Here is a 23,449-nt window from a genome sequence, read left to right on the forward strand (position 1 = left end):
CCCTTCCTTCATGCACCACCCCCGCGACGATCACCCGAACAGGAACCCTGTTCGACTGGCCAAGCCCACTGAACGGAAAGCGGAAGCCTTCTCAGGTACGCACAGCACCGCCTCGACGAGTTCCTGGGCGCCGTTGGGGTGGTCGAGGTGACGGGTGTGTTGGTATTCCGGGTCCACGTCGGCGACGACGCCGACCCGGCCTTCCGGCACACCGTCGATCTCCAGGTAGCGGACGGGCTCCGTGCGCACGCCGTTGGGTGTCTCGACCGGTCGGCCGACAGTGTTCACCCCGCCATGGCCGACGCCGACAGAGGTCAGCCGGTCCGCAACTCCGTCGACGTCCGGCGAGGAGAACATCAGGATGTGAAGTCCTTCGAAGCGGTCACGCCATCCGCCAAGCTGGGCGCTGGTCGCCTCGATCCGCGACAGGACCAGGGGGAGCTTCTCCGGAGGCACCTGGAGCGGAACGATCCGCGCGTCAGGTGGCAGGCCCGCCATGCTCCCCGGCTTCACCGGGGTCACCAACTCGACGAAGCTCCGGGAAAGGTCGGCATGGGTGTTCGCTGCCCCGAACGGCTCCGGCGCGGCACCCTCACGGGGTGCCAGCGCCGGCACGCTGGGCGGCGGAAGGTGAAATCCGAGCCGCCGGTAGAGCGCTATGGCCTGCGCCATGTCGCTGACGACGTGCCCGACGTGATGTAAGCGCGTGATGTCGTGAGGCATGACCTAACCGTAGGCCCACACGGCGGACCAGCAGTTGGCGGCGGGCGCCGTCGCCCTCCACAGCGATCCACGCCCACCGGTAGGTGCGCGGGCCTTTGGCGCCGGCCCCGGCACTGCGGTCCTGCCAGGCGTCCTCGAGCAGGACCGCGGCCGCCGTGTCGGCGCGGGCCCGGTGCGTCCATCGTTGATGTGTACGCGAGTCGTGTACGACACCGCCAGTACGTAGCCGGCGCCACGGGCTCCCAGTCCGCGCGCTCCACACGCCTCACCGAGATCACGCGGTGGCCCTCCTGGTTGCCGCCGCATGCCGCCGGAGTGTCAGTACCGCCATCTGTCGCGGAACAACCAGGTCAACCGCTCGGTGCAGTGGTACCGCCAGAGCCACCACGGCAGCCGCCGATGGGCTACGAAGGACCACAGGTCGTCGTCGGCTTCGTTGCCACGTGGGCAACTACGCAGGAGATCGAGACATCGTCGATCAACGGTCCGATGCAGACGGGCGACGTGGGCCAGAGCGATGACACCTTGTCGGCGGATCTCCGGGTCCTCTGACTCCAACGCCCTGCCGACTCGGGGCATAATCGCGTCCGCGTCCGCATGATTGAGGGCGAGAGCGATGACGGCCACCCCGACCAGCGGCTCGCCCCGGTCAAAGGCAGCATCGACCTCGTCGGGCCGATCGGTCCAGCGCAGCGTGGAGCCGTCCTGCCAGTTCAGGACAGGCGCCGGTTCGACAGAGCTGCTCTCATCAGGGTGCACGACCCGACCCTACCGAGCCGCCCCCATAGGAGCCCTCGGATATGCGAACCAGCCCTCGCACACCCGACCCGCGACGCCTCAACACCCCCTCACGAGGTGCGGTTGGAGTACGAGGGCGTCCGCCCGGCGTCCTGGTACGGGCGCACCCTCAGCCGGGAGGCACCGGAACCCTGTGACGGACGGAAGTCGTGAACTGCTCCACCCGCGTGCCGCTGTCCTGCAATCATCAAGACGTCCCGACCAAGCGACACGAACTGAGGCAGCACCATGGCGTGGATCTACGCGGAACTCACCAAGGAAGCAGGCAAGCTGGGCGGCCCCGACGCGCTGCGGTACTTCTACCGCGGCCAGGGCGTCATCATCGGCGCCGCCCTCACCGGCGCCAGCGTCGCCGGGACCGTGGCCTACGAGAAGTGGCGCGCCCGCCGCGCCGCCGCCGCCGATCCGGCGCCCCAAACCACGGAGACGCCGGCCCCCGGCGAGAGCACGTCCCAGCACTGACAGCCACGGCACGCTGCGGCCGAAGGGGTGACGCCCGGCCCACCGCAGCCGACCCTCTCGCCTCGTCAGCGCCGATAACCACCAGGTTGCTTCTTGACGGCTTCGGTGGATCACGCAGGTCTGGACGGTGGCCTTGGGCGAAGTCGCGGTGACCGTGTCTGGCAGGCCTTTCAAGCCGTCGCAGACGACGATGCAGACGTCCTCGATGCCCCGATTCCGCAGCTCGGACAGGACGGCCATCCAGGTGGTGGCGCCTTCACCCCCGGCTCCGACCCACAGGCCGGGCCCAGAAGCGTCCCTGCGGCCGTCCATGCGTACCGTTCACCTCGGCAACCGCATTTCGTCGGTTCCCCGCGTTTCCGGCCGGGACCGCCCGCTCGTCGAGTGTGCGGGCCGCCGGTCGAGTGCCGGACCGGACGGCCCGATCGAGGGCCTCGCCCCCGAGCGACGCAGCGAGTTCTCGCGCCGCGCCACGATCCGTGGCCACGACGGCAACACCCGGCTGCTGCAAGAGGAAGATGAGCCGGGTGCGCCAGCCCGGCCTGCGGCACACCAGACCGGCAAACTGAGATGTGCCCCCGAGCCTCCGGCTGGGACGATGACACGGGGCGTGTGACCACGCGGGGACCAGGTCCGTGCTTTCGGCGGCCGGAGCACCTGGCCGGACTCATCCGCGAAGCTCAGGCTCCTGGTCCCTCACCGTCTTTCCATGCGAGGCCAGGTCTCCTTCAGGTTGCGCCGGCTGTACGGTGTGCGGACTCTCGGGCGGCCTGTTGCCGATCACGGTGCCTCGCCGGATGTCGTGGCAGGCCGCGCGGTCAGGCGTGCAGCCCCCTACGATCGTGGTAGAGGGCCATGGCGAACCCGGGCAGCTGGGCCGATGGCGATGGCGATCATGGTGCAGTCGTGGGTCAGGCCGTCGTCGGCCCGGGCATTGAAGCAGAGGGATGGCCCCCACGCCGTACTCAGTTGCCGCACCGGTTCGAACAGCGCCCGGAAGCGGTAGAAGCCCGGACCGGGATGGAGGGGAACCGTCGCTCCTGAGGGCGGCAGGTCAGCGGACGTTCTCCTCGTGCGCGGATGTCCTGGCCGCCGGATACTCGATGCGGGCTCGATGCCTCTCAACCGCAGTCGGGGTGCTGAGGGGGTCGAGCTTCCCGGGCCCTGACTGATGAGGAGACTGCGTCATGCGCTCCCGGAGGAATCCGCTGACTCCCCTCGCGGCGGTGACGGTCGGCGTGCTGGCCGGGGCGGTGGGAACGGTTTGCCTGGATGCCGTCCACTACCTGAAGTACCGTCGCGCAGGGGGGACGGACAGCCCGCTCGCCTGGGAATTCGCGCCGGTCGAGAACTGGGAGAAGGCTTCTGATCCGGGGCAGGTGGCGAAGCGGGTGATCGAGGGCTTCACCCAGCGTCGGCTTCCGGACAGTTCCGCCTGGCTCACGAGCACCCTCACTCACTGGGCCTACGGATCAGCGGCAGGCGCGGCCTACGGCATCGTGGCCGGATCACTGCCCAGTCCCTCTTTCGTGTATGGCGTGCCTTTCGGTGCCGCGGTGTTCGCCGGTGACTACGTCACCTTGCCGATCGCGGGGCTCTACAAGCCGATCTGGCAGTACGACGCCAAGATCGTGGCCTGGGATTTCGCCGCGCACGTCGCCTACGGCACCGGGACCGCAATCACCTTCCGGCTGCTCAGCCGACTCGGCATCGGCGCCGTCGGCCAAAGACCGTAAGCCAGCTACCAGTCACGGCCGATGCCCATGAGCGCCGTGGTTCCCTGCTGATGGCTGCGCGGGTTGCTCCTGGACCGCCGCCCGCGCATCGTGAGCCCACGATCACGACTGTCGGCGCGGAGCCCGGAGCTGTTGGGTCAGGCCAGCCTGCCGAGGGTGTGGCCCGAATTCCCACCCAAGCCACCCTGGACGTCACCCCCCTCCGACAACTGGCCCCGGCGTGGTCCGGGCCACCGTCTATCGGATTCCCGGGCGCGGCTCGCGTCCGGCCGTGCGAGTCTCGTCATGTCGGCATCTTGTAGGAGCACAGGAAGTGTCAGTCATGGACATGAAGCTGGCAGTCGTGGTGGTGCCGGTTTCCGACGTCGACCGAGCCAAGGGCTTTTACACGCGACTGGGCTGGAGGCAGGACGCGGACATCGCCCCGGACGAGAACTTCCGGGTGGTGCAGGTGACGCCGCCGGGCTCGCCGGCGTCGGTCATCTTCGGCACCTCGGTCACGTCCCAGACGCCGGGCTCAGCGCAGGGCCTGCACCTGATCGTGGACGACATCAACGCCGCATACGATGAGCTGAAACGGCTCGGCGCCGAGCCGAGTGAGGTGTTCCACGACGTCGGCGGCGTCTTCCATCACGCCGGGACTGAGGCCCGGCTGCCAGGGCCGGATCCGCAGCGCACGAGCTACGGCTCGTTCCTGTCCTTCAGCGACCCGGACGGCAACGGCTGGCTCCTCCAGGAGGTCACCACCCGGCTCCCGGGACGCCTCTCTCCCGCGACCACGACGTTCGCCTCGGCCGAGGACTTGGCGAGTGCGCTGCGCCGCGCCGCGGCCGCGCACGGCGAGCACGAGCAGCGCATCGGTGCGGAGGACCCGAACTGGCCGGACTGGTACGCCGAGTACATGGTGCGTGAGCAGGCCGGGACCGAACTGCCGTCGTGACCGCTTCCCCCTTCGGCAGGTGCATTACTGAATGCTCCTGTACCACAGGTCAAGGCCTACGAACGAATGCTTTCCGGCATACCCGGACTACTCGCGGTCGAACCACGCGCCGGAAGAGGGGGCGGCAGTCGACGTGGACGCGGCCGTCCACTGTCACCCAAGGGCCGCTCGATAATCAGTGCCCCTGGGCGATGCGCACCTTTCTTCACCCGCCCCGCGACGGCATCTCCGGCCCCCCGACACGATCACACAGGTGCGGGCCAGGAACCTGTCTGCTGCACAGTGCTGAGCAGAGGTGCATTCTGGAAGTTGGAGGTACTGGCTCACCGCGAACCAGCCTCGGCGAAGCGAGCCAGGCACGCGAGAGATGGGCACCGAAGGCCGCCGACAGACAACGGTGATCTCGAACCAGGGAACAGGTCATGCCATCCCTACACTTCCACTGGTGCACTCCTCGATGAGCCCCCGCCGACGTGTGCACGGTCTGCGGCATGAACACCGACTGTTCCACGGAGACCTCTGCCCGCTGTGCCGCCGTCCTCTCACGCCGCGGCCAACCACCGAAGTCCGATCCGCCCAATCGGACTGGTCCACACGGATCGCAACCGTGCCCCACTGCGACGACCGCGCCAGCGATACGACCCGGCCCAGGAACGGGCGGACCACTCCATCCTCCTTGAGCGCGCACCTGCGCATGACTGCCCCAGTCACCCACCACCGCTGAGCACACCACGTCACCGACGCCCTTCAACACGAACAGCTACTCCAGTTCACCGTGCCCCCGTACGAGGCTCTGCCCCGCAACGCCCGCCCACCTGGACCGCCTCACCCCAGAGCGGCGCCGCCGCTTCCGCCAGACCGTGGCGGCCTTCGTCGACGACTTGCGCACCAGCCGATTCCGCGCCGGCCTCCGCATCAAGCGTGTCCAGCGCGCATCCGGCATCTACGAACTCACCTGGTCCATTGGCTCCGGCCTGCAGGACGCGCAACCCTGGGAGTACGGGCCGAGCGGCGAGACGGCCGGGCCAGATCCCTCTCGCGTCACTCAGTCGTGGGTGGCGAGTTCCTGGGCCAATTCCGCGCAGCGCACTCGGGCCGGGGAGAAGTCGTGGGGCAGCTTGGTGAGCGCCTCGAAGGCTCTCATGCCGTCATCCTTGGCTTCCGGCTCAGGTGTATCGCCGGCGCCCTCGGGGTGAGCGGTGTCCAGGGCGTCGAGGAGGACTGCTTCCTCCTCCGCGATCCCGGACTCTTCGATCACCGTCATCAGGGTCTTTTCGAAGGCGTGGCGCTGGGCGGCCGTCTCGGCGACGCGCGGGTCGTCGACGGCGACGGTGTCGTCGAGTGCTTCCTCGGCGGAGTCCACGCGGTCGGACTCGGCCCGAAGTTCGGGATGGGTGGCCAGCGCGATGAACCGGGATGCCTGCACGGCCGCGCCAAGAGGGCCGAAGATCCGCTCGGTGACGAGCAGGGCGTCCAGGTCCGCCTGGCGCAGCGAGCCTTCGGGAAGATTCTTCAGACGACCGGTGACCGCCTCGGAGAGCAGGCCGATCCGGCTGCCCTCGGCACGCATCCGCTGCACGCGGGCCCGCTGGCGGGCGAGCTCCGCCTCCCGGGCGGCGAGGGCCTCCTCCAGCCGGGCCAAAGTGGCCTCCATGCCGGCCACGGCCACGGCCACGGCCACGGTGGTGGTGAAGGCGTCACGGATGTCGTCCAGGGCGATTCCCGCGTCGGCCATCTTCCTGATCCACAGCAGCCGGACCACGTCCTGAAAGCCGTAGCGGCGGCGGCCGTCGCCGCCCCGTCCGGGCTCGGGGACCAAGCCCAGATCGTGGTAGTGCCGGATCGCCCGAGGTGTCGTGCCCACGAGGGCCGCCACGTCACCGATCTTGGCCTGACGCGACACGAAGAAGGACATGGGCATCGGTGAAGGACCTTTCACAAACGAACGAGGACAGCTCCACCTGACCACATGACGTTACGGCAGGTGCAACCTGCACCTGCACCTGCACGTCGAGCCGTCCTGGGCAGCACCAGCCAAGCCCCCTCTCCGCCCGCCGGACTTCAGGGCGACGCGGCGCTCGACCGGTGCCCGTGCCGCGGCCAGGGCTCGGTTGACGGTCCTCTTCGTGAAAGTGGGTCCCTTCAGTGAGCCTGCTTTTGACGCCGGTACTCGCCCAGGGCTGCCGCCCTGATAGGCGAGATCGGCCAGGACGGGGACGTCCTGGCGCTCGCATACGCGGGCACCACCTCGTCCGCGCCGGGCAGGTGATCCTGGCCGACAAGGGCTTCGCCGGGAAGGAGTTCGAGGCCTTCTGCACGGAGCGGCTGGGGGTGCACCTGGTGCCGCCGGACCGCAAGGACGAACCGGTCCGGCACGGGAAGATCGCCCGGGTCCGCCAGTGGATCGAGGCGTCATCGACACCCTCAAAGGCCAGCTCAGCAATGAGTTGTACGCTCCGGTCCCTTCCTAGCCCTGAGCAACGGGGACGCAGAAGCCAACAACATCCTGCTGCACGCCTCCGGGCCGGCGGATGCCCGCCTCATCGACTTCGAATTCGCCGGCTACACCCACGCGCTGACCGATGCCGTCGGCCTGTATGTGCCCGGCCCGGCCTGGCTCACGGTGGGTGCCCCGACCACCACGGGCCTCGCCGACCAGTATCGGCACGCCCTGGCGCGCGGCATCCCGGAGGCCGAGGACGACCGACGGTACGGAGACGGCCTCGCCGCCGCCTGCATCCCCTGGGCACTGGTTCGACTGCAACGCTTCCCCTCGACAGCTTCCCCCTGCTCGACACCCGTTTGCCGGGCGACCACAGCCGACTCCAGCTCATCGCAGCACTGGAAGCCGCAGCCCACGCCGCCGAGATCCACAGAAGCCTGCCCCACCTCGCCTCCTGGATCCGCCGCATTGCCGCCGTGCTGCGCCGACGCTGGCCGGATGCGGACCAGGACCTCACCGACTCGGTGACGTTCCCGCCCTACCAGGCTCGGTACTGAATCCCGAACGCCTGTTCACAGCTCCCCCGCGACTGGATGGGTCAGGTCGATCAGCCAACCGTTTACCAACACCGCCGTGACCGTCGCGAAACATCCGCCACAGCCGGGAAACGGCCAAGGCTGCTTGTCACCCCAATTGGTGCGGAGTCCAACGGAGTGGCTAGCTTCAGTGAGCGCCGCGCGTGTGCTCGGCTGGGTCGCCGCTCGTGGAGCGTGCGGGCCGAGTCGGCCGGCACGGGCTTGAGTAGCAGTCGATCGGTCACTGGCGTCGGCGAGCCGTTGGCGCTTGGGCTCCGTGCCGCTGGCCGGTCGGATGCGTACGGCGGCGTCGGGTCTCGCCTTCATTCACACCTGGTCGAGTGCATGTCCGATGCCGGCGGCCAGCAGGCCCGCAGGCCAGCGGCAGCTTCTAGGATCTGGTCCATGGCAACACGACTTGTGCAGATCAATATGAAGGCCCATGACGACTCCGTGCTCGGCCGGTTCTGGGCGGAGGCACTCGGCTGGGGTGTCGACAGCGAGGGACCCGGTGTGACCAACCTCGAACCCGTGGGGTTCGCCTACCCCGACCCCGCGGCCGTCTGCATCGACATCATCGCCCGCCCGGAACCCAAAACGGTCAAGAACCGGGTGCACGTTGATCTGGCCACCACCTCGACCGCCCATCAGGCGGAGTTGGTCGCACGCCTGAAGGATCTTGGCGCGACGCTCGCCGACGTGGGTCAGGGCAACGTCCCCTGGACGGTCATGGCCGACCCGGAAGGCAACGAGTTCTGCGTCCTGGAGCCCCGCCCGATCTACCGGGACACCGGGCCGATCGCCGCGGTGGTGGTCGACTGCGCCGACCCACGAGAGATGGCCCGGTTCTGGGGCGAGGCGATGGACTGGACGCTGCACGAGGTCACCGACGACCACGCGACCATGCGCTCCGCCCAAGGCGTCGGCCCCTACCTGGAGTTCCTCCGCAGCCCCGACACCAAGAGCGTGTGGAACCGTGTCCACCTCGACGTCTGCCCCTACCCCGGTGACGACCTGGCCGCAGAGGAAGCCCGACTGCGCGCCCTGGGAGCCGCCGATCCGGGTATCGACCAGTCCGCCATCTCCTGGACGGTTCTGGCCGACCCGGAGGGCAACGAGTTCTGCCTCCTCAGCCCTCGCTGACCTTGAGCAACAGTTCCGGCCGGTTCCGGGGCAGCGGCGTAGACCGCGTGACGTCAGCCCATGCCGCCAGAGACGGGGCTGGCGTCCTTGGTGATCCGGCGCGCGTCCTTGGGCGTAACGTCCTTGGACGTAAGAAAGGCCACCAGCTGGCCGTAGCCGTCGGAGGCGCCCGTGCAGCCCGGCGCCTACGGCGGCGCTAAGCGCTGGCCTTCGGCCACCCTGGACAGTCCGGCCCGCCCCCGGAGCCGGCTGCCCATCGGGGGCCTCTCCCTTGTGGCGCCCGGCGGCAGGCCAGGTGTCCCCTTACTGGGGAGACCATTGAGCAGGTGTGGGGTGAGAACGCCATCAGTGCGCGCGATGCGGTGTTCCGGGGTCGTGCGGCCGGTCCGTTTGTCCTTGACCGGCCGCCCGACCCCGGATTACGGAGACGTGGTCGCCGTAGCGCGACAGGTGGTGCACAGGAGCTGGTGACCGCCGTCGGTCAGGAACCGCGGCGGACACATCGACGGGGCCCCGAAACGACCTGGGAACGGCGGCAAACGGCTGAGAAGATCCTGCACATGCCCAGCCTCACCGTAGAAGAGCTCCTCGCCAGGGTCAGCGTGCTGCCCCCGGAGCAAGCCCGGCAGATCGTCCGTCAGATCGATCAGTGCCGGCGGCTGCTGGGCACGCGCGCCGGCATGGACGCCGTGCAGCAGCACCTGAAGGACCAGGGCATCAGCGTGATCCAAGCCATGTTCATCACCACCAGGCTGCTCGGCAACGACCACCCGAACAAGCTGCGCGCAGCACGGAAGATCGTGGAGTCCAGCCCCGCCCGGAGACGCAGCGCTCCCTGAACCGCCACCGGGACGGAACTGCCGTGTGAGTACGGGTGATCAACGTCGTTACGGCTCCGACGCGATCGGAGGGGCCGATCACGAAGAGCGAGGCCGACCGGCCCGCTGCTGCCGCTCGCCTCCCACGACGGGATCAAGGCTTCCGGGTCCAGTCGCGGGTGATGGCAGTGCCGACTGTGAGGCAGCGCAGACTTGTCCGCTGCGTGGTGCGCTTCTCGTCCGACCGGCGGTAATCGCCCGTCCGAGCACCGGGTGCCGAGACGCCACCAGCTGCCCTTCGACGCGTCGTTGCAGGCGCCGTAGGCAATGGTCACCGCCTCGTCCCGGACAGGAGCTCCCCGCCCCGCACTCCGAGGGTCTGTACAGCCAGTGGTGACCATGGGCCCCCTGCCCGCGGCTCGGCCGGCGCTGGCGTCGGAAGCGTTCAGCAGCGACGTCGCCACCAGGGCAATTCCGGCGGCGTTTGCGGGTCGTGGCAGGTTCGTCGGAGCAGGATCTCGTCCAGAGCAATCACCATACGGCGCAGTTCACGTGCGGTGCGGGGCGGCAACAGCAAGAGGGCCTCCGCCAGGAAGTCTCGGGCCCACTCCTCGCCGCAACACGGGCAGGCGAACTCGGCTTCCCAGGGTTTCCAACGACGCCGAGTGCCATGAACGTGGGCTGTCCACACGCTGACGGCAGCAGAGACGTGTCCGGGCAGCCATCGCTGACTCTCCAACTGCCGGATGGCAGCGTTGGCGGGCCCGGACAGACCCGGGACATCCCGGAAACGCACCCAAGGGCTCCGCGGACGTGCGTGCTCACGGAGCGACGCAGGATTCCTACGAGGCACGGCCCCTTCGAGAAATGCTCATGGTCATATCATCGCATGCCTCGTAATCGGCTAGGAGGTCTCTGGCCCGCCAGGCCGCCTCCTAGGGAATTACGCGATCGTGACCCCGGGGAACTGCGCGATCGTCCACAGCTCTACGTGAGCCAGCCGTTGGGCTCGGCCCCCACTGCTCCGGCGGCCTGAACCCGCCAATCTTGGCCGGAAGCCCGCGTACCTACTCGGCTGGCCCCTCCCGGCACCGCATTCTCGATCATGTCTGTTGATCGGCACGACCACGAACGAGGGGAAATCGTCGCATGGTGGTACGCAGGATACGGAGCGGTCTGATCGGTGCAGTGGTCGCCGCGGTGTTGGGCGGCGCCGCGCTCGGCACGCCCGCGGTGGCGGCCAGCGAGGTGCGCGCGGGCAAGCCCGCCGGTCACGGGAGGACGCAGGCAGCACTGGAGGAATCGGTCAAAGGCGGGGCCGGCGTACTGATCCGGAGCACGGACCGGAACCGCGCCTGGAAGAGCTCGGCAGGAGTCAGTGACCTCACCACGCAGACGCCGCGCGGCGCCGACGACACCTTCCGCGCCGGCAGCATCACCAAGACCTTCGTCGCCACCGTCCTGCTCCAGCTGGAGGCGGAAGGCCGGCTGAACCTCGACGACCCGGTCGAGCGGTGGCTGCCGGGGACGATCCACGGGAACGGCTTCGACGGCAGCCGGATCACGGTCCGCCAGCTGCTCAACCACACCAGCGGGCTCCGGGACGCCCAGAACGATCCGGAAGTCCGGAGCCTGACGACCGGGCAGGGGTTCCTGGAGCACCGCTACGATTCCTGGACGCGGGAACAGCTGATCGCGGGAGCCCTGCGGCAGACCTCGGCCGGCAACCCGGAGCAGGGGAAGCACTACTACTCGAACACGAACTACACCCTGGCCGGGATGGTGATCGAGAAGGTCACCGGCCGATCCTGGGCCACCGAGATCGAGCGGCGTATCATCCGTCCGCTGCACCTGCGGTCCACGCGCCTGCCCGGGGCCGACCCCCACATGCCCGCGCCGCACAGCCGCGCGTACCGCAAGGTGCTGGCGCCGGCGAACCCGGAGCCCTTCGATGTCACCGAGTTCAACCCGTCGCTGTTCACCTCGGCCGGCGACCTCATTTCCACGGCGGAGGACCTCAACCGCTTCTACCGCGCGCTGCTCGGCGGGCGCCTGCTGCAGCCGGCCCAGCTCGCGGAGATGAAGACAACCGTGGACTCCGGCGGCGGCACCGGCTACGGGTTGGGGCTGTCCTTCCTCACCCTGGACACGTGCAAGGTGACACTCTGGGGTCACATCGGCCGCGTCGCCGGTTCGTTCACCGTGGCCGGGGCCACCGAGGACGGCAGCCGCTCGACGGTTATCAACTTCAACTCGGACTGGAACACCAACCCGTCGCACATCATCGATGCGGAATTCTGCAGCTGATCCCTCCGTCGTGGGGCGACCGGGCGCCCGCCTCCGGAACACGGAACGCCGCTGTTCCGACCGAGCGTCCCTGCACAGAACAGTGGGTGAGTGGTTCGGGTGGGTATCCGTCGGACCTGGTGGTCGAACAATGGGCGCTGTGCAGCCGATGCTGCCGCCAGCGCCCATAGGTCCGAAGGATGGTCGGCGGGAGAAGCACCCGGCGGCGGACCGTGGACGCGATCTTCTACAGTGCCGACCCAGTGCCCGCTGCCGCCAGGGGCTTCGGCGCGGGCAAGAAAGTGAAGGGCGGCAAGAGGTTCATCGTCACCGACACCCTGGGCCTGCTCCTGGCCGTCCACGTCGGCGCGGCAAGCATCCAGGACCGGGACGGCGCGAATCAGCCGTTGCCGTGGCCCCCCTGGACCACCCCGGAGTCCGGAAGATCTGGGCCGACCTGGGCTTCGCCGGCCGATTGGTCGTGGACCGCCCAGATCCTCGGCCGTGCGCTGGAGATCGTCCACAAGGACCCAGGCCAGCGCGGCTTCCAGGTCCAGCCCAAGCGTTGGGCGGTGGAGCGCACCTTCTCGTGGCTCACCGCCCATCGGCGCCTCGCCCGGGACTACGAGACCAGCCCTGCACATTCGAAAACGTTGATTCGCTGGGCCGTGATCGGCATCATGGCCCGCCGCCTCACCCGAGGCCGACCGGCAACCCGGCCAGGCCCACGATCGCTCTCTCCCACTGAGGCCTGTGGGCTCAACTGCCGCGCGGCCGAGGGCTCTCCGCTCACCTCACGAACGCAATCACGAGTGGGTCCGACTCCGGCGCGATGTAGTCGTATGTAGGGGAGTCGACGTGGCGGTGATCGCTTGCATCCGCCTCGGAGGCGAAGCCCTCAATGTTGCCGGCGAGGAGGTCGAGTGCTTCCCGTCCTCCCTGGATCCTCAGAACCTGGTCCTCCGTGACGATCGAGGCGGTGTCGTGCTCTGAGTCCTCCTGGAACGCGATCTCGGACAGCGACCTTTCGTAGGGAAAGGGGTGCCGGTTCTCCGAGAGATCACAGCTTCCGGCCTTCCCCCGCAGCAGCTGCCCGAGCGCCAGGAGCTCTCGACGCGTCCCGGAGAGCTCGAGCTCTTTGGACTCCCCGCTATACAGAACCTGCAACATCACATCCCCTCCGGTCTGCCGATCCTACCGATCACGGGATCGCCCTGCCGGTCCCTCGACCGCAGTCAGGCCGATGGCTCCACGGCAGCTCTCCAACGCGGTCTCAGGGGACTCGCTATTTTCGACCCCAGTCCCCCATGCGCCTATTTCTTCTCATAAGTGAGGCACAATCCATGATGTCCGGCCCCGGACCAGGCCGCGGCCCATCACTGCGACGACTACCTCCCCAGCCTGGGCTACTTCACCCCCCGTGCCTGTCAACTGGCCTGCTGGGGGGTGGTGACCAGCAGGACGGGATCCGTGCCGCTCTCACCAGCGGGCTCGTGATCCTGGGCCTGGAACCGGTCGAACTGCCGGCCCCGCAATCACAGGATCCCGGAGGTGTCCCGCGGGTCCTTGGTCAGGGCCGGTCCTTGGGTGCCAGAGCGGGTGGCAAGCTGGCGGCACCACCTGGCACGGGGCGCCGGCCTCGCGCGGTTGGCGCTCCCCCGGCCTGTGGCCGCTCATGGCCAGTGCCGGAGGTGAACGTCTGGAGCCGCGAGCTCTACACATCCGAGACGGCCTCCGGTGGCCAGAACACCATCGTCTTCGACACGGACGCGGAGGCGATCGCGTTCGCAGCCTACGCCCCGTACCTACGACCACGATCTCCTGCCCCCACCTCGGTCAGTCTTCCCCCGGCACTGCAGGCGGAAAGGGGGAATCCGCCACAACCCCGCGACGTCCGCCGGGGCTGGGTACGCCTCCCCGACGAACGGTTCGCCGAGATCCCGTCGATCATGTCGTTCCTGGCCGTGCCAGCGAAAACGGAATCGAACTGTTGACTTCTCTCCGTCACGACTGTCTTGCCGACTGGGCAGTAGGGGCTGTTTACATACGCCGAGCTGATGTGGGCTCAGGGCCACCCGCTCCTCTGGACGGGCAAGCAGCGGGAATTCACGGTCCATGCGCCGCCCGGCTACACGCCGACCGAGCGACTTCCTCTGGTCATCGTCATGCACCCCTACCCGGCCGACGGCACGTACGCGGCCAAACTGACCGACTTCAACGCCAAGGCCGACAAGGAAAAATTCCTCGTCGCGTATCCGAACGGAATGGATCAGGCGTACAACGCACTCGTCTGCTGCGGCGCCGAGGACGACGTCGGCTTCATCGGCACGATGACGAAGCGCCTCGTCGACACATGGAACGCCGACCCTCAGCGCATCTACGCCACCGGTATCTCCAACGGCGCGGACATGTCCTACAAACTCGCCGTCGAGCTCCCGGGCACGCTGGCCGCGATCGCCCCGGTCAGCGGTGGCTACATCGGCCCTGCCGCGCAGAATCCCTCGTACATGCCGCAGACCCCGGTGTCCGTCGCCACCTTCGTCGGCGGTCTCGACAAGTACTACGCCGAGTTCGAGCAGGGCATCAAGTTCTGGTCGGAACGTCTGGATTGCAAGGCGGGGCAGCCCGAAAAGGTCAACGGCAGCAACACACGCACGTCGGCGAAGTGCCGAGACACGTCGGAGTTCACGACCTACCGCCTCCCGGACATGGGCCACAACTGGCCGGGCAGCAAGGACCAGACGATGGGCGATGAAGTGACGGGCGTCAACGCGACCGATCTCATCTGGGAGTTCTTCACATTCCACCCAAAGCTGTCGCCCTGAAGGGCGCTGTCGGCGGCTGAGTCGGTCATCGCTGCCGCGGCTGGGTCCGTCGCACAGATCAGGACGGCTCTCGCTCCGGCACCGGCCGTCGGATCGGCCGCTGTCGGCTCCGGACCGGCCGGTCGTCGCGGCCTGCGGCCTGGCGGGCCGGCGCCCCGTGCGCGGCACGAGACGCCCATGGCGCTGAAACAGGTGGAGCGTCGTCGGGGTGTTCGCAGTGCTGATGATCGCCTCGGTGGCGATGGTCGTGCTGCTGGGCCGGAGCTCGGTGCCGGGGCGGCTGTCCTCGTGGGCATACCTCGCGCCGGGGGCTCAGCGGGGCCTGGGCCGCGCGCTCGCCGGGGCCGGATCCGGGGGCTCGGACGTATGGATCATCGCGGCCGGACGCGGCAGCTGGGGCGCGAGCAGCCTGGCTGTCGGCGCGCTGCTGCCCTCCGCCCGGGTGCGGACAACACTCCAGAGTGGCGGAGGCAGGAGTCCGGCCGGCGGAGTGGTGAGACGAGTAGTCCAGTTTGCTAGCAGCTGGTATCAGTGGCTAGCTAAACTGGCGGGTATGGGAAAGCAGATGAATATCCGGCTGGACGAGGCCGTCAAGGCGGCCGCAGAGGACCGGGCCAAGCGCCGCGGCTTGAGCCTGCAGGGCTATGTGGCCGATCTGATCGAGCAGGACGTGAACGAGTCGCGCGCCGCCTTCATGGCCGGCGCCACCGCGTTCCTGGCCTCATACGCCGACCAGTTCGAGGAAGAGTTCGGTGAGGACCGGTACCCCGGTCTCCCGGCGGGGTCGGCGGAGACTGCGCCGAGGGACGCCGCGTGATCCTCCGGATCGACCTCGCATGGATCTTGGCGGTGGCCCAGCAGATCCCGGGAGACCCCCAGATCGTCGACTACGGGGTGCCGGTGGCAGCGGAAGCACGGCACCGGGCGGAGATCTTGGACCACGAGGTCTACCCCGAGGCTCATCACAAGGCCGCGGCGCTCCTGTGCGAGCTGGCCAGGAACCCGAGCCTGGAGGTTCGGAACCTGCTGTTCGCGGCTACGGTGACCGCGGCCTACCTGTCGGCCTGCGGCCTCCCGGTGAGCCCCGGCCTGGACACCGTTCTCCCCTTGGCCCGCGCGGCGAGGGACGGACTGCCGGTGCGGGACGTAGCCGCTCAGCTCAAAACGTGGACGAGCTGATCCACCCGCCGCAATCACCCACCAGCCTCAGCGCTGCGTAGGCCTCCCCGTCGAGAACGGCCGTCGGTCGCGCGGCCCGTGCAGACCCAGGGGGAGCCTGTTCCGGTTTGACGGACACCATCGGTGCGGTGGTCGGGCCTCGAGGGCCTCGTAGCTAGCGGTTGTGCGGTAGCCGAGGCTGCTGTGCAGCTGCTGCGAGTCGTACCAGCTCTCGATCCAGGCGAAAATCCCGCTGCGGTCACTCCCAGGTTCCTCGGGATGAATTCCGTCTACGACGACAGCTTCCTCGCCCTCCCGTACCTGGCAGCCATCTCGATCGGCCGCGCGCCCGGGGCGTCGGCTGAGGCCGTCCGGATGGCAGGCCTCATCGTCTCGGCGGCAGACGACGAGCGGCGTGCGCGGTACGCAGAAGAGATCGCCGTCCTCCTCCCGACGGCCCGCCGCCTCCTCAGCTCGGAGGTGAACAACGCCGTGGCCTTCGTCCACCTCCTCCAGTGCGTCCTGGCCTTCGGGGGAGAGCGGGTCTGGAGCGCGGGGCGACTGGAGGGCCTGTTCGAGCAGGAGTACGAAATCGAGTGTCCGGTGTGCGCGTCGTCCCTCTTCATCGCCTTCGGGGACTACGGCACCTTCTCATCGGCCGGTGACTACGTGACGGCCGACCCGGTCAAGGCAGCGCTGCTACCCGCCGATCCGGCCACCCTCGCCCCGCTGCCGGCCCGCCTGTACCACATGGCGACGGAGGCGGGGCACGAGCAGGTCGCGCGGGCTGACGTATCTCTTCGGCCGGGCGACCTGCCCGGCCTGTGAGGGAGCTTTCGAGGTCTCGGGCCAGGTCAAGGGGAGTTACTGAAGGGCAACGGCGCCCTCCAAGAAACAAGCAGGTCAGCGCGCATGCCTGATCATTTGCGGGCTGTGCCACAGCTGCCGGTACCGTCCGACGGTCCTTCGACTAGAGTGCCCGGATGCATCTGGACGAGGGGCGGTGCGCCGCCGAGGCAGGGGATTGGGTGGCCGCGGGGCACGCCTTCGTCCGCGCCGCCATGGAGGGCAGCGAGGAGGGTGCCGAGCTGGCGGCCCGTGTGACCGTCGAGCTCGTGCCCCTGGCCGACGGCGGGTCAGCGGAGGCCGCGGCGCTGCTCGCCGGGATCTACCTGGAGTACTTCGACGAGTCCGCCCTGCCCCTGGCCGTGCGGTACGCCCGCATCGCCGCCGAGGCCGGGTCGCCGGCAGGGCAGCGCACGTACGGGCACATGCTGGCGACGGGTCACGGGGTGGCCGCGGGGCACGAGCGGGCCGTCGCACTGTTCCGCGCGGCGGCCGAGGGCGGGGACGCCTATGCGCGCTTCAACCTCGCGCAGCTGGTCGACGACCCCGACGAGTCACTGAGGCTTCTCGCGGACGCCGCGGGGGACGGGCTGGTGGATGCCGGTGCCGTGCTCGCCGACCGGCTGTCGGGGCTGGACCGGGACGAGGAGGCGCTGGTCTGGTACCTCTGGGCGGCCGAGCGGGGGCACGTCGGGGCGATGAACGCCGCGGCCTGCTGGTACCGCGACGGCTTCGGCACCGCACCGGACCCGGTGCAGGCCGTGCGCTGGTTCTTCGTCATGCTCGCGCACGGCAACGCGGACGGCGTCCACGAGGCGATCCAATGGGCGAAGACCGGGGTCTTGGACGAAGACCAGATCCGTGAGGCGGGCCGACTCGCCGGTGACCCCGGGGCCGCCGAGGCCCTGATCGACACGGCTCTGCGTGGGGGACGCACCTGACGCCACCGCGTGCGGGACACGGCGCGCACGACCACGCTCCTCCAGTCGCCGCACCACTCGAGCCGTGAGGGCGGAGGGGTTGCCCGAAACGCCGACGGCGCCTGCTCATGCAGGCGCCGGGAGGCAAGGAAGTGGTGGTCTGCGGGTCAGGAGCGGACGATGTTCTCCGCCTGCGGGCCCTTCTGCCCCTGGGTCACGTCGAACGTGACCGTCTCGCCCTCGCGCAGCTCCCGGTAACCGTGCCCAGCAATGTTCGAGTAGTGCGCGAAGACATCCGGCCCTCCGCCGTCCTGGGCGATGAAACCGAAGCCCTTCTCGGAGTTGAACCACTTCACCGTGCCACGAGCCATAATGAAATCCCTTTGTCCAACCAGCCGGCGGCCTGCAGCCAGACCACCACCGGGCCCCGCGTTCAGGACCTGGCCCCTGTCCTCCCCACACGCGGCAGCATCTACACCTGCCCAAGGCGGCAACACCACGATCTCCCCCTGGTAGCCGTCCAAGCCAAACAGTTCGTCGCTCGGCTGGACAAGCCCAACGAGGATGGATTCAGCGTGCCGGTGGCTGATCGCACTGGACGGACGTAAGCAGTTCGTTCAGGTGGAGTCGGGATTCCGGTCTGGCGAAACCGGAATCGCAAATCGTATAATTTCGGGCATGGAGCCGGTGGAGCCTCGGACCAGCTGGACGTTCGTCACGAACCACGCCCGGATCCTCGCCATGATCCTCAAGGATCCGGAGACGCGGCTGCGGGACATGGCCGGGACTTGCCGGATCACCGAACGCGCGGCTCAGGCCATCGTCGCGGACCTGGAAAGTGCCGGGTACCTCACCCGCGTACGCAACGGCCGCCGTAATCATTACGAGGTCACGCCTGGGACCCTTTTCCGTCATCCGGCTGAGGGGCATCACAGGATCGCGGATCTCCTGCGACTGCTGGTCGACGTGGCTCCACGGGGCCGAGGCGGCCGGACACCCTCGCACGGTCGGTGACAAGAGTAAGCGCGTCCCGCGCGGCTGATCCGCGAACCGCGGTCGGGCCCGGGCTCACCGTGCCACTGCCCTGCCAGGCTTTGCCCACGTATTCGGGTGGTGAAGGGAGCAAGGCCATGACCTCGCATCCCGAACGCCTGCCCGCCTCGGCGGACCACGCCAGCGGCGGCGTCGCCGTGGTCTTCGAACCGGGACCCCTGCGGGTGCTGGCCCGCGTGAGCGGCGAGATCGACATGGACGACGCAGCCGACCTGCGCCGGGACCTCACCGTGGCCCTGGCTGCCAGCCACAGCGGACTCGACATCGACCTGGCCGCCGTCACCTTCTGTGACAGCTCAGGCCTGCACGTCCTGCTGGACCTGGACCGGCTCGCCCTACAGACCGGGAAGACCCTCGTCCTCACCGCACTCAGCCGCCCGGTCGCCCGCCTGCTGCGCCTCGCCGGGGCCCAGCGTGTGCTCACCGTCCACGGCTGGCTCGCGCCGCACGCTCAGGACTTTCAGGTGAAGGTGAGGCGCTACGGGCCGACCGTGCACCTCACCCCCGCCGGTGAGCTCGACATGGCCACCCGATCCGCTCTTGACGAGGTGCAGGCCGCTCTCGACGATGTCGACGTGGTGGCCTGCGACATGCGGGACTTGACCTTCCTCGATGTGGTGGGCCTGCACGGCCTGCTCGACTTCGTCCGCCGCCTGGACGCACGGGGCATCGCGTTCTTCGCCTACAACTGGCAGCGCCAGCCGCGCCGGCTCCTGGACCTCGTCGACGACCTGGACCCGCCCGCCGACATCCACGGCAGGCCCACCCGGCTGCTGCGCCGTCTGCAGGACTTTGCCGCTGCCGCCCGGACGGCCGGAGCAGCAAGAGCCAGAAAGGACACCCTCGGGCGAGCCGCGTTCCCGCCACGCTAGACCCACGCGCTGCGGCCACCGAATACGCCACGACCGGCCGCCGCCCTTCGGAACGAGCCGCGCAGGGCCGGACGCCCACCCCGCGGCGCTCCCCACCCCCAGAGGCGGAGCGCCTTGGGATCGTCGCAGTTGCAAGGTGGGCTGCCTGGAGGGCGGAGCCTGGCCCTCGCCGACGCGGGCCGTTGAAGGCCGCCGGGTTCAAGCTCGAACGGCGATCTGCGCGAACGCAGCGGGCACCTGGATCCTCACTCCTTACGGCAGCGGGTTGTGCCCCCCGAGATCGGCGGAGCCGACTGACAGCGAACGTCAGGGCGTTGGGGCGAGGACGGCCTGCGGGGTCAGGTGCCGTCGCACCAGGTCTTCGGCGACATCGGCGGGCCGCTGGTGGTGGATGATCGCGTAGGTGCGCAACCGCTGTGCCCCTTCGGCGGGGGTGATGTGGGCGCTGGCGGCGAGCATGCCGGCAGCGGTGTCCAGGACGGCTTTCGCGGAGAGAGCCGCCTGTGTGCGGGTGACGATGTCGTACGGCCGCAGGGGTTCGCGGCTCCAGGTCAGCACGGATGTGGTGGCCGTGCCGGCCAGTGCCTGGAGGAGTCGGGCGTCTTCCGGCGGGACCGGGGCGGGGTTCCGGGCGAGGAGGTTGAGGGCGCCAATGGTCTGGCTGCGCAACTGCAGGGGGAAGCTGTGCGCGGCCGAGAAGCCGGCGGCCCGGGCGAGGGGGGTGAAGACGGGCCAGCGGTCCGCGTCCGCCGCGAGGTCGTCGGCGTGGACCGGACGGCCGGTGGTGTACGCGTCGATACACGGTCCTTCGGAGACCTGGGTCTGAAAGATCTCGGTGATCTCGACCCGCTCCTCGGTGACGACCACCGACTGCAGACGGCCGCGCGCGTTGACGAGCATGACGCCGGCCGCGTCCATGCCGGTGAGGCGTACGCAGTGTTCGACCAGGCGACGCAGGAGCGTCAAAGGGTCCACGTCGTCGGCGAGGGTATCGGTGAGGCTGACGAACGCCTCGGTGATCGCCTGCTCGCGGTTCATGTCCGTCGTCACCGTCTTCTCTGCTCCGGTCCAGCCGTGCGGGTTGAACCTAGTCATCGAATCTGACCCTTCCGGCGAGGACGTCACGCGCCGCTTCGGTGACGCTCTGTCCCCTGGCGAAGGCGTGAGCCCGCAAGCGGGCCAGGGCCTGGGGCGGGTCCAGGTCGAGGAACACCATGATCATGCCGGTGGCCTGATGGACCTCCTCGTGGTCGCTCTCGGCCGCATCGAGCCACGCCGCCCCCTCCCCCGGGGGTTCCTGGGCCTCAAGGGCGAGCAGCGCGGTGGTGATCGCGTCGGCTGCCGGGAAGGCGAAGGACCGGTCCCGCTCGGAGAGCGGTCCGGGGCGGTCACGGTAGAGATCGAGCGTTCCCACCGCCAGGCCGGCGGAACCGAGGGGGATGGAGAACACCGCCCGTACCCCGAGCTCGACGGCCTGCTGAGCGAAGACCGGCCAGCGGCGTGCGTCCGTACCGCCCGTCAGATCTGCGGCCAGTACCGGCGCCGCCATTGCCAGAGCACTCTGACACGGCCCGTCCCCGAGCGTGTACTGGGCTTCGGCGAGCCGCCCCGCAACCGGATCACTGGACCACCACAACGCCTGGGCATCGTTGTCCCCGGCCAGTGACACCGAGGCGCTGGTGACGTCCAGCAGGTCCACGCACGCCCGGCACAACGCGGCTGGCATGTCGATGCCGGAGGTGCCCGCCATGGAGTCCGCAAGTACCTGCGACAAACGCTTGAGGTCCTCCGCGCCGAACGGCGGACTCGCATCCTCCGGGAAGGCCGAAAAATCCCCCACGGCACCTCACCTCCTGCGTGGCCGCCGCCTTCCATTCTCACCCAGCCGTTACCCGCCGAACGCGCCGCGACGCAGGCTCGGGGGCTCAGGAGCATGGATGTGACCGGTGACGGCCCTGCCGGATTCCCGCCGCCTGATGCACCAGCGCCCGGACCCCGAGGACCCGGCGAAGCTGCCGCGCCGGCGCTGCTTCCCCGCCCGGTGGGCCGAGGGCCGCCCCCTCGGCAAGGCCGGCCGGCACCGCGCGCAGTGACGGGGCGCTGGGCCGGCGCGTTCCCGTGCGGCGGTAGCTGGGGGTGAGAGCCACCACGGTGATCTCCCGTCCAGCCGCCCATGCGTCCACCGCGTCCAGGGCATCCACAGGAGCCGGGTACGGGGCGCAGTCGAGGTCCAGGACCACAGAGCCGACCTCGGCGCCGATCCCCGTCAGAACGTGGGCGAGGCGCTCCAGACATGCCGCGGTGTCGGCGCGGTCTGTCCTGGCGCACAGCGTCACCACCGCCACGGATCCGTAGCGGTGCACCTGTACTGCGTAGGACTTCACAGCGGGCTCCCCCTCGCGCGGGGTACCAGCCCTAGAAGCAGAAAGAGGCAGCTGCGGCGGCTGCGCGGAACACGGCCCGCCGGGCGGCTCGTGTTCATGTCCGGCGATCAAAGCCACCAGGGCGTTGCACACATGCGGCTTTCCGTCCGGCAACGACGGCGGAGCCTCGAACGACGGAACCACAACGGTCCCTCCCCTCCACCATCCCACACCCTCCCCCAGGCGGACCCCGACGAGGTCAGCTGAGTGAGGTCAACGATGCGCGGGGCCCCAGGGCTGGTCGCCCCGGCAATAGGGATCCGCGGGTGATCAGCTCGGCGCGGGCTGATAGGACCAGTTGCTTGCCGACCTCGGGCATGCCCTCGAGCTCTCGAATTGCTGGAGCTCCTCCGCCGTTCGGTCCGTCTGCCAGGGCGGGGGTGGGGAAGCTCACCGGTCGCCGGCCGGGCTCCACGGCTGCCGCCTGCCGGCGCAGCCGGCTGTACTCAGCCACGAGGGCAGCGGACTCGTGGGGATCCTCGGACTTCGCGGCGCGGGCTTCGGGGTCGTGTCACCGATCGTACGGCGCCAGTGGGCCTCGAAGTCCGGAAGCAGATGCGGGGCCTGTTCCTGGATGGCCAGGCGCAGGCCCTGGGGGGTGCGTTCGGGCTCTTCGGACCCTCGTGCTTGTTTCGGCTCGTTGCTCGAGGCAGGCCTCCGGCAGCTGCCCGTGCGCTCCGCTTGGGTCACGCCACGAGCCCTCACGTCATGGAGCCATGCGGTGGGTCGGGGGTCTCCGGGTTCTCGAAGGGAGTTGTGGAGGTCGGTTCTGCGGGCGTGGTCGGCCGCGGCTCATTGCCTTCGGTCGCCTCGTAGCGGCTCGGGGATGCTTCGGTTTCGCGGGCCTTGTGGGCTGGAGGTGTCGGTGGGGCGCCGATCACGCCTCCGTCGCGGCGCAGGACGGCGTATCCGATGCCGATGCCGATGGCTACCGGCCACTCGAGGACGTCGACGGCGGCGAGTACGCCGAGGCCGAGGTAGAGGGGCAGGCCCTTCTTGGCGGGCAACACTTGGCGGGCGAAGGCCACGGGCAGCATCGCAGCGTTGGCCGCGCCATCCGCGACCCGGTCGAACGACGGGACGGTCACGCTGAAGGTGTGCTGGCCGCCGTCGTGCTTGGCATGGGCAGGCTCGGTGCCGGCCCGGTCATGGGGCGAACCCACGGATCTCACCTCCGGGACTGAGTACGGTACGGCAATTAGCCCTTAGTGCGCGTATTGCCCCTTCTGGATGGAATAAGCGGATTTGCTAGATCGGGCCTGCTGTGCTCCGCATCGCACACCGGCTGGCCCGCCCGCCCATCCCGCCATAGCGATCAAGGGAGCGCACTCCAATGCCAGAGTCGGAGGGGCCTGGACCGTCCTCGTCCTCCTCGTCCGCTGACGCGGGGAGCCGTGACCTCGGCTCCCTGTTCTCGGCCGTCGCCGG

At 69.1% G+C, this 23,449-nt stretch carries 25 protein-coding genes and 2 pseudogenes; 17 read left to right on the top strand and 10 right to left on the bottom strand.

The window, feature by feature from the left end; translation table 11 throughout:
* Positions 1 to 30: 30 nt before the first annotated feature.
* Together ACFVGY_RS18450 and ACFVGY_RS18455 are read right to left on the bottom strand one after the other, a co-directional pair.
* Positions 31 to 723 (bottom strand): VOC family protein, encoded by a 693-nt coding sequence (locus ACFVGY_RS18450; RefSeq protein ID WP_385678187.1) that lies wholly within the window; start codon positions 721 to 723, stop codon positions 31 to 33.
* Positions 724 to 1,041: 318 nt separating this feature from the next.
* Positions 1,042 to 1,482 (bottom strand): hypothetical protein, encoded by a 441-nt coding sequence (locus ACFVGY_RS18455; protein WP_385678190.1) that lies wholly within the window; start codon positions 1,480 to 1,482, stop codon positions 1,042 to 1,044.
* Between the two features lie 267 nt (positions 1,483 to 1,749).
* Between ACFVGY_RS18455 and ACFVGY_RS18460 the strand changes: the two genes are divergently transcribed.
* On the top strand, positions 1,750 to 1,983 hold the full coding sequence (locus tag ACFVGY_RS18460) for a hypothetical protein (protein WP_385678193.1): 234 nt from the start codon (positions 1,750 to 1,752) through the stop codon (positions 1,981 to 1,983).
* Positions 1,984 to 2,085: 102 nt separating this feature from the next.
* Here the strand turns inward: ACFVGY_RS18460 and ACFVGY_RS18465 are convergent.
* Positions 2,086 to 2,295: pseudogene (locus ACFVGY_RS18465) on the bottom strand (transposase); the annotation flags it as partial.
* 875 nt (positions 2,296 to 3,170) lie between these two features.
* Here ACFVGY_RS18465 and ACFVGY_RS18470 point away from each other — a divergent pair.
* Together ACFVGY_RS18470 and ACFVGY_RS18475 are read left to right on the top strand one after the other, a co-directional pair.
* Positions 3,171 to 3,719 carry a hypothetical protein gene (locus ACFVGY_RS18470; RefSeq protein WP_385678196.1) on the top strand — a complete coding sequence of 183 codons (549 nt, stop codon included), beginning with the start codon at positions 3,171 to 3,173 and terminating at the stop codon, positions 3,717 to 3,719.
* 322 nt (positions 3,720 to 4,041) lie between these two features.
* Positions 4,042 to 4,659: a VOC family protein gene (locus ACFVGY_RS18475; protein ID WP_385678199.1), complete on the top strand. Its 618-nt coding sequence runs from the start codon at positions 4,042 to 4,044 to the stop codon at positions 4,657 to 4,659.
* A gap of 1,045 nt (positions 4,660 to 5,704) precedes the next feature.
* Here ACFVGY_RS18475 and ACFVGY_RS18480 read toward each other — a convergent pair.
* Positions 5,705 to 6,580: a MerR family transcriptional regulator gene (locus ACFVGY_RS18480; protein ID WP_385678202.1), complete on the bottom strand. Its 876-nt coding sequence runs from the start codon at positions 6,578 to 6,580 to the stop codon at positions 5,705 to 5,707.
* A 323-nt stretch (positions 6,581 to 6,903) separates the two neighbouring features.
* On the opposite strand from ACFVGY_RS18480, the pseudogene ACFVGY_RS18485 reads away from it, so the two are divergent.
* The 6 genes and pseudogenes from ACFVGY_RS18485 to ACFVGY_RS18510 form a co-directional block, all read left to right on the top strand.
* A pseudogene (locus tag ACFVGY_RS18485) lies at positions 6,904 to 7,106 on the top strand (IS982 family transposase); the annotation flags it as partial.
* 355 nt (positions 7,107 to 7,461) lie between these two features.
* Positions 7,462 to 7,659 carry a hypothetical protein gene (locus tag ACFVGY_RS18490; RefSeq protein WP_385678204.1) on the top strand — a complete coding sequence of 66 codons (198 nt, stop codon included), beginning with the start codon at positions 7,462 to 7,464 and terminating at the stop codon, positions 7,657 to 7,659.
* A gap of 423 nt (positions 7,660 to 8,082) precedes the next feature.
* Positions 8,083 to 8,820 (top strand): VOC family protein, encoded by a 738-nt coding sequence (locus tag ACFVGY_RS18495; protein WP_385678207.1) that lies wholly within the window; start codon positions 8,083 to 8,085, stop codon positions 8,818 to 8,820.
* Positions 8,821 to 9,380: 560 nt separating this feature from the next.
* Complete coding sequence (locus tag ACFVGY_RS18500; protein WP_385678209.1) at positions 9,381 to 9,659, top strand: hypothetical protein; 279 nt, start codon at positions 9,381 to 9,383, stop codon at positions 9,657 to 9,659.
* A 1,128-nt stretch (positions 9,660 to 10,787) separates the two neighbouring features.
* Positions 10,788 to 11,945, top strand: a complete 1,158-nt coding sequence (locus ACFVGY_RS18505) for a serine hydrolase domain-containing protein (protein ID WP_385678212.1) — start codon at positions 10,788 to 10,790, stop codon at positions 11,943 to 11,945.
* 179 nt (positions 11,946 to 12,124) lie between these two features.
* Positions 12,125 to 12,772 carry a transposase gene (locus tag ACFVGY_RS18510; RefSeq protein ID WP_385678215.1) on the top strand — a complete coding sequence of 216 codons (648 nt, stop codon included), beginning with the start codon at positions 12,125 to 12,127 and terminating at the stop codon, positions 12,770 to 12,772.
* Here ACFVGY_RS18510 and ACFVGY_RS18515 read toward each other — a convergent pair.
* Complete coding sequence (locus ACFVGY_RS18515) at positions 12,714 to 13,094, bottom strand: hypothetical protein (protein WP_385678218.1); 381 nt, start codon at positions 13,092 to 13,094, stop codon at positions 12,714 to 12,716. The genes ACFVGY_RS18510 and ACFVGY_RS18515 overlap by 59 nt on opposite strands.
* A gap of 521 nt (positions 13,095 to 13,615) precedes the next feature.
* Between ACFVGY_RS18515 and ACFVGY_RS18520 the strand changes: the two genes are divergently transcribed.
* The 6 genes from ACFVGY_RS18520 (at position 13,616) to ACFVGY_RS18545 (ending at position 17,694) form a co-directional block, all read left to right on the top strand.
* Positions 13,616 to 13,918, top strand: coding sequence for a hypothetical protein (locus tag ACFVGY_RS18520; protein ID WP_385678220.1), 303 nt, complete (start codon positions 13,616 to 13,618; stop codon positions 13,916 to 13,918).
* Between the two features lie 63 nt (positions 13,919 to 13,981).
* Positions 13,982 to 14,749: an alpha/beta hydrolase family esterase gene (locus tag ACFVGY_RS18525; protein WP_385678222.1), complete on the top strand. Its 768-nt coding sequence runs from the start codon at positions 13,982 to 13,984 to the stop codon at positions 14,747 to 14,749.
* A 553-nt stretch (positions 14,750 to 15,302) separates the two neighbouring features.
* Positions 15,303 to 15,566: a hypothetical protein gene (locus tag ACFVGY_RS18530; protein WP_385678225.1), complete on the top strand. Its 264-nt coding sequence runs from the start codon at positions 15,303 to 15,305 to the stop codon at positions 15,564 to 15,566.
* Positions 15,563 to 15,928, top strand: coding sequence for a hypothetical protein (locus tag ACFVGY_RS18535; protein WP_385678227.1), 366 nt, complete (start codon positions 15,563 to 15,565; stop codon positions 15,926 to 15,928). Before ACFVGY_RS18530 ends, ACFVGY_RS18535 begins: the two co-directional genes overlap by 4 nt.
* A 258-nt stretch (positions 15,929 to 16,186) precedes the next feature.
* Positions 16,187 to 16,735 carry a hypothetical protein gene (locus ACFVGY_RS18540; RefSeq protein ID WP_385678229.1) on the top strand — a complete coding sequence of 183 codons (549 nt, stop codon included), beginning with the start codon at positions 16,187 to 16,189 and terminating at the stop codon, positions 16,733 to 16,735.
* 155 nt (positions 16,736 to 16,890) lie between these two features.
* Positions 16,891 to 17,694 carry a tetratricopeptide repeat protein gene (locus ACFVGY_RS18545; RefSeq protein ID WP_385678232.1) on the top strand — a complete coding sequence of 268 codons (804 nt, stop codon included), beginning with the start codon at positions 16,891 to 16,893 and terminating at the stop codon, positions 17,692 to 17,694.
* A gap of 146 nt (positions 17,695 to 17,840) precedes the next feature.
* On the opposite strand, the gene ACFVGY_RS18550 is transcribed toward ACFVGY_RS18545, so the two are convergent.
* Complete coding sequence (locus ACFVGY_RS18550; protein WP_385678235.1) at positions 17,841 to 18,044, bottom strand: cold-shock protein; 204 nt, start codon at positions 18,042 to 18,044, stop codon at positions 17,841 to 17,843.
* Between the two features lie 307 nt (positions 18,045 to 18,351).
* Between ACFVGY_RS18550 and ACFVGY_RS18555 the strand changes: the two genes are divergently transcribed.
* Both ACFVGY_RS18555 and ACFVGY_RS18560 read left to right on the top strand, forming a co-directional pair.
* Positions 18,352 to 18,687, top strand: coding sequence for an AsnC family transcriptional regulator (locus ACFVGY_RS18555; protein WP_385678238.1), 336 nt, complete (start codon positions 18,352 to 18,354; stop codon positions 18,685 to 18,687).
* A gap of 116 nt (positions 18,688 to 18,803) precedes the next feature.
* Positions 18,804 to 19,598: an STAS domain-containing protein gene (locus tag ACFVGY_RS18560; protein WP_385678241.1), complete on the top strand. Its 795-nt coding sequence runs from the start codon at positions 18,804 to 18,806 to the stop codon at positions 19,596 to 19,598.
* A gap of 306 nt (positions 19,599 to 19,904) precedes the next feature.
* Here ACFVGY_RS18560 and ACFVGY_RS18565 read toward each other — a convergent pair whose 3' ends face one another.
* The 4 genes from ACFVGY_RS18565 to ACFVGY_RS18580 all read right to left on the bottom strand — a co-directional run bounded on the left by ACFVGY_RS18565 (position 19,905) and on the right by ACFVGY_RS18580 (position 23,184).
* A complete protein-coding gene (locus tag ACFVGY_RS18565; RefSeq protein WP_385678244.1) occupies positions 19,905 to 20,693 on the bottom strand; it encodes a GAF and ANTAR domain-containing protein in 789 nt (262 codons plus the stop codon).
* Positions 20,686 to 21,372: a GAF and ANTAR domain-containing protein gene (locus ACFVGY_RS18570; protein WP_385678247.1), complete on the bottom strand. Its 687-nt coding sequence runs from the start codon at positions 21,370 to 21,372 to the stop codon at positions 20,686 to 20,688. The genes ACFVGY_RS18565 and ACFVGY_RS18570 overlap by 8 nt, the downstream gene beginning before the upstream one ends.
* A gap of 151 nt (positions 21,373 to 21,523) precedes the next feature.
* Complete coding sequence (locus ACFVGY_RS18575; RefSeq protein WP_385678250.1) at positions 21,524 to 21,982, bottom strand: hypothetical protein; 459 nt, start codon at positions 21,980 to 21,982, stop codon at positions 21,524 to 21,526.
* Between the two features lie 740 nt (positions 21,983 to 22,722).
* Entirely contained in the window at positions 22,723 to 23,184 is a 462-nt protein-coding gene (locus ACFVGY_RS18580) for a hypothetical protein (RefSeq protein WP_385678252.1), read from the bottom strand.
* Positions 23,185 to 23,449 lie beyond the last annotated feature (265 nt).

Source organism: Streptomyces sp. NPDC127106 (genome assembly GCF_042677605.1).
Taxonomy (GTDB): domain Bacteria; phylum Actinomycetota; class Actinomycetes; order Streptomycetales; family Streptomycetaceae; genus Streptomyces.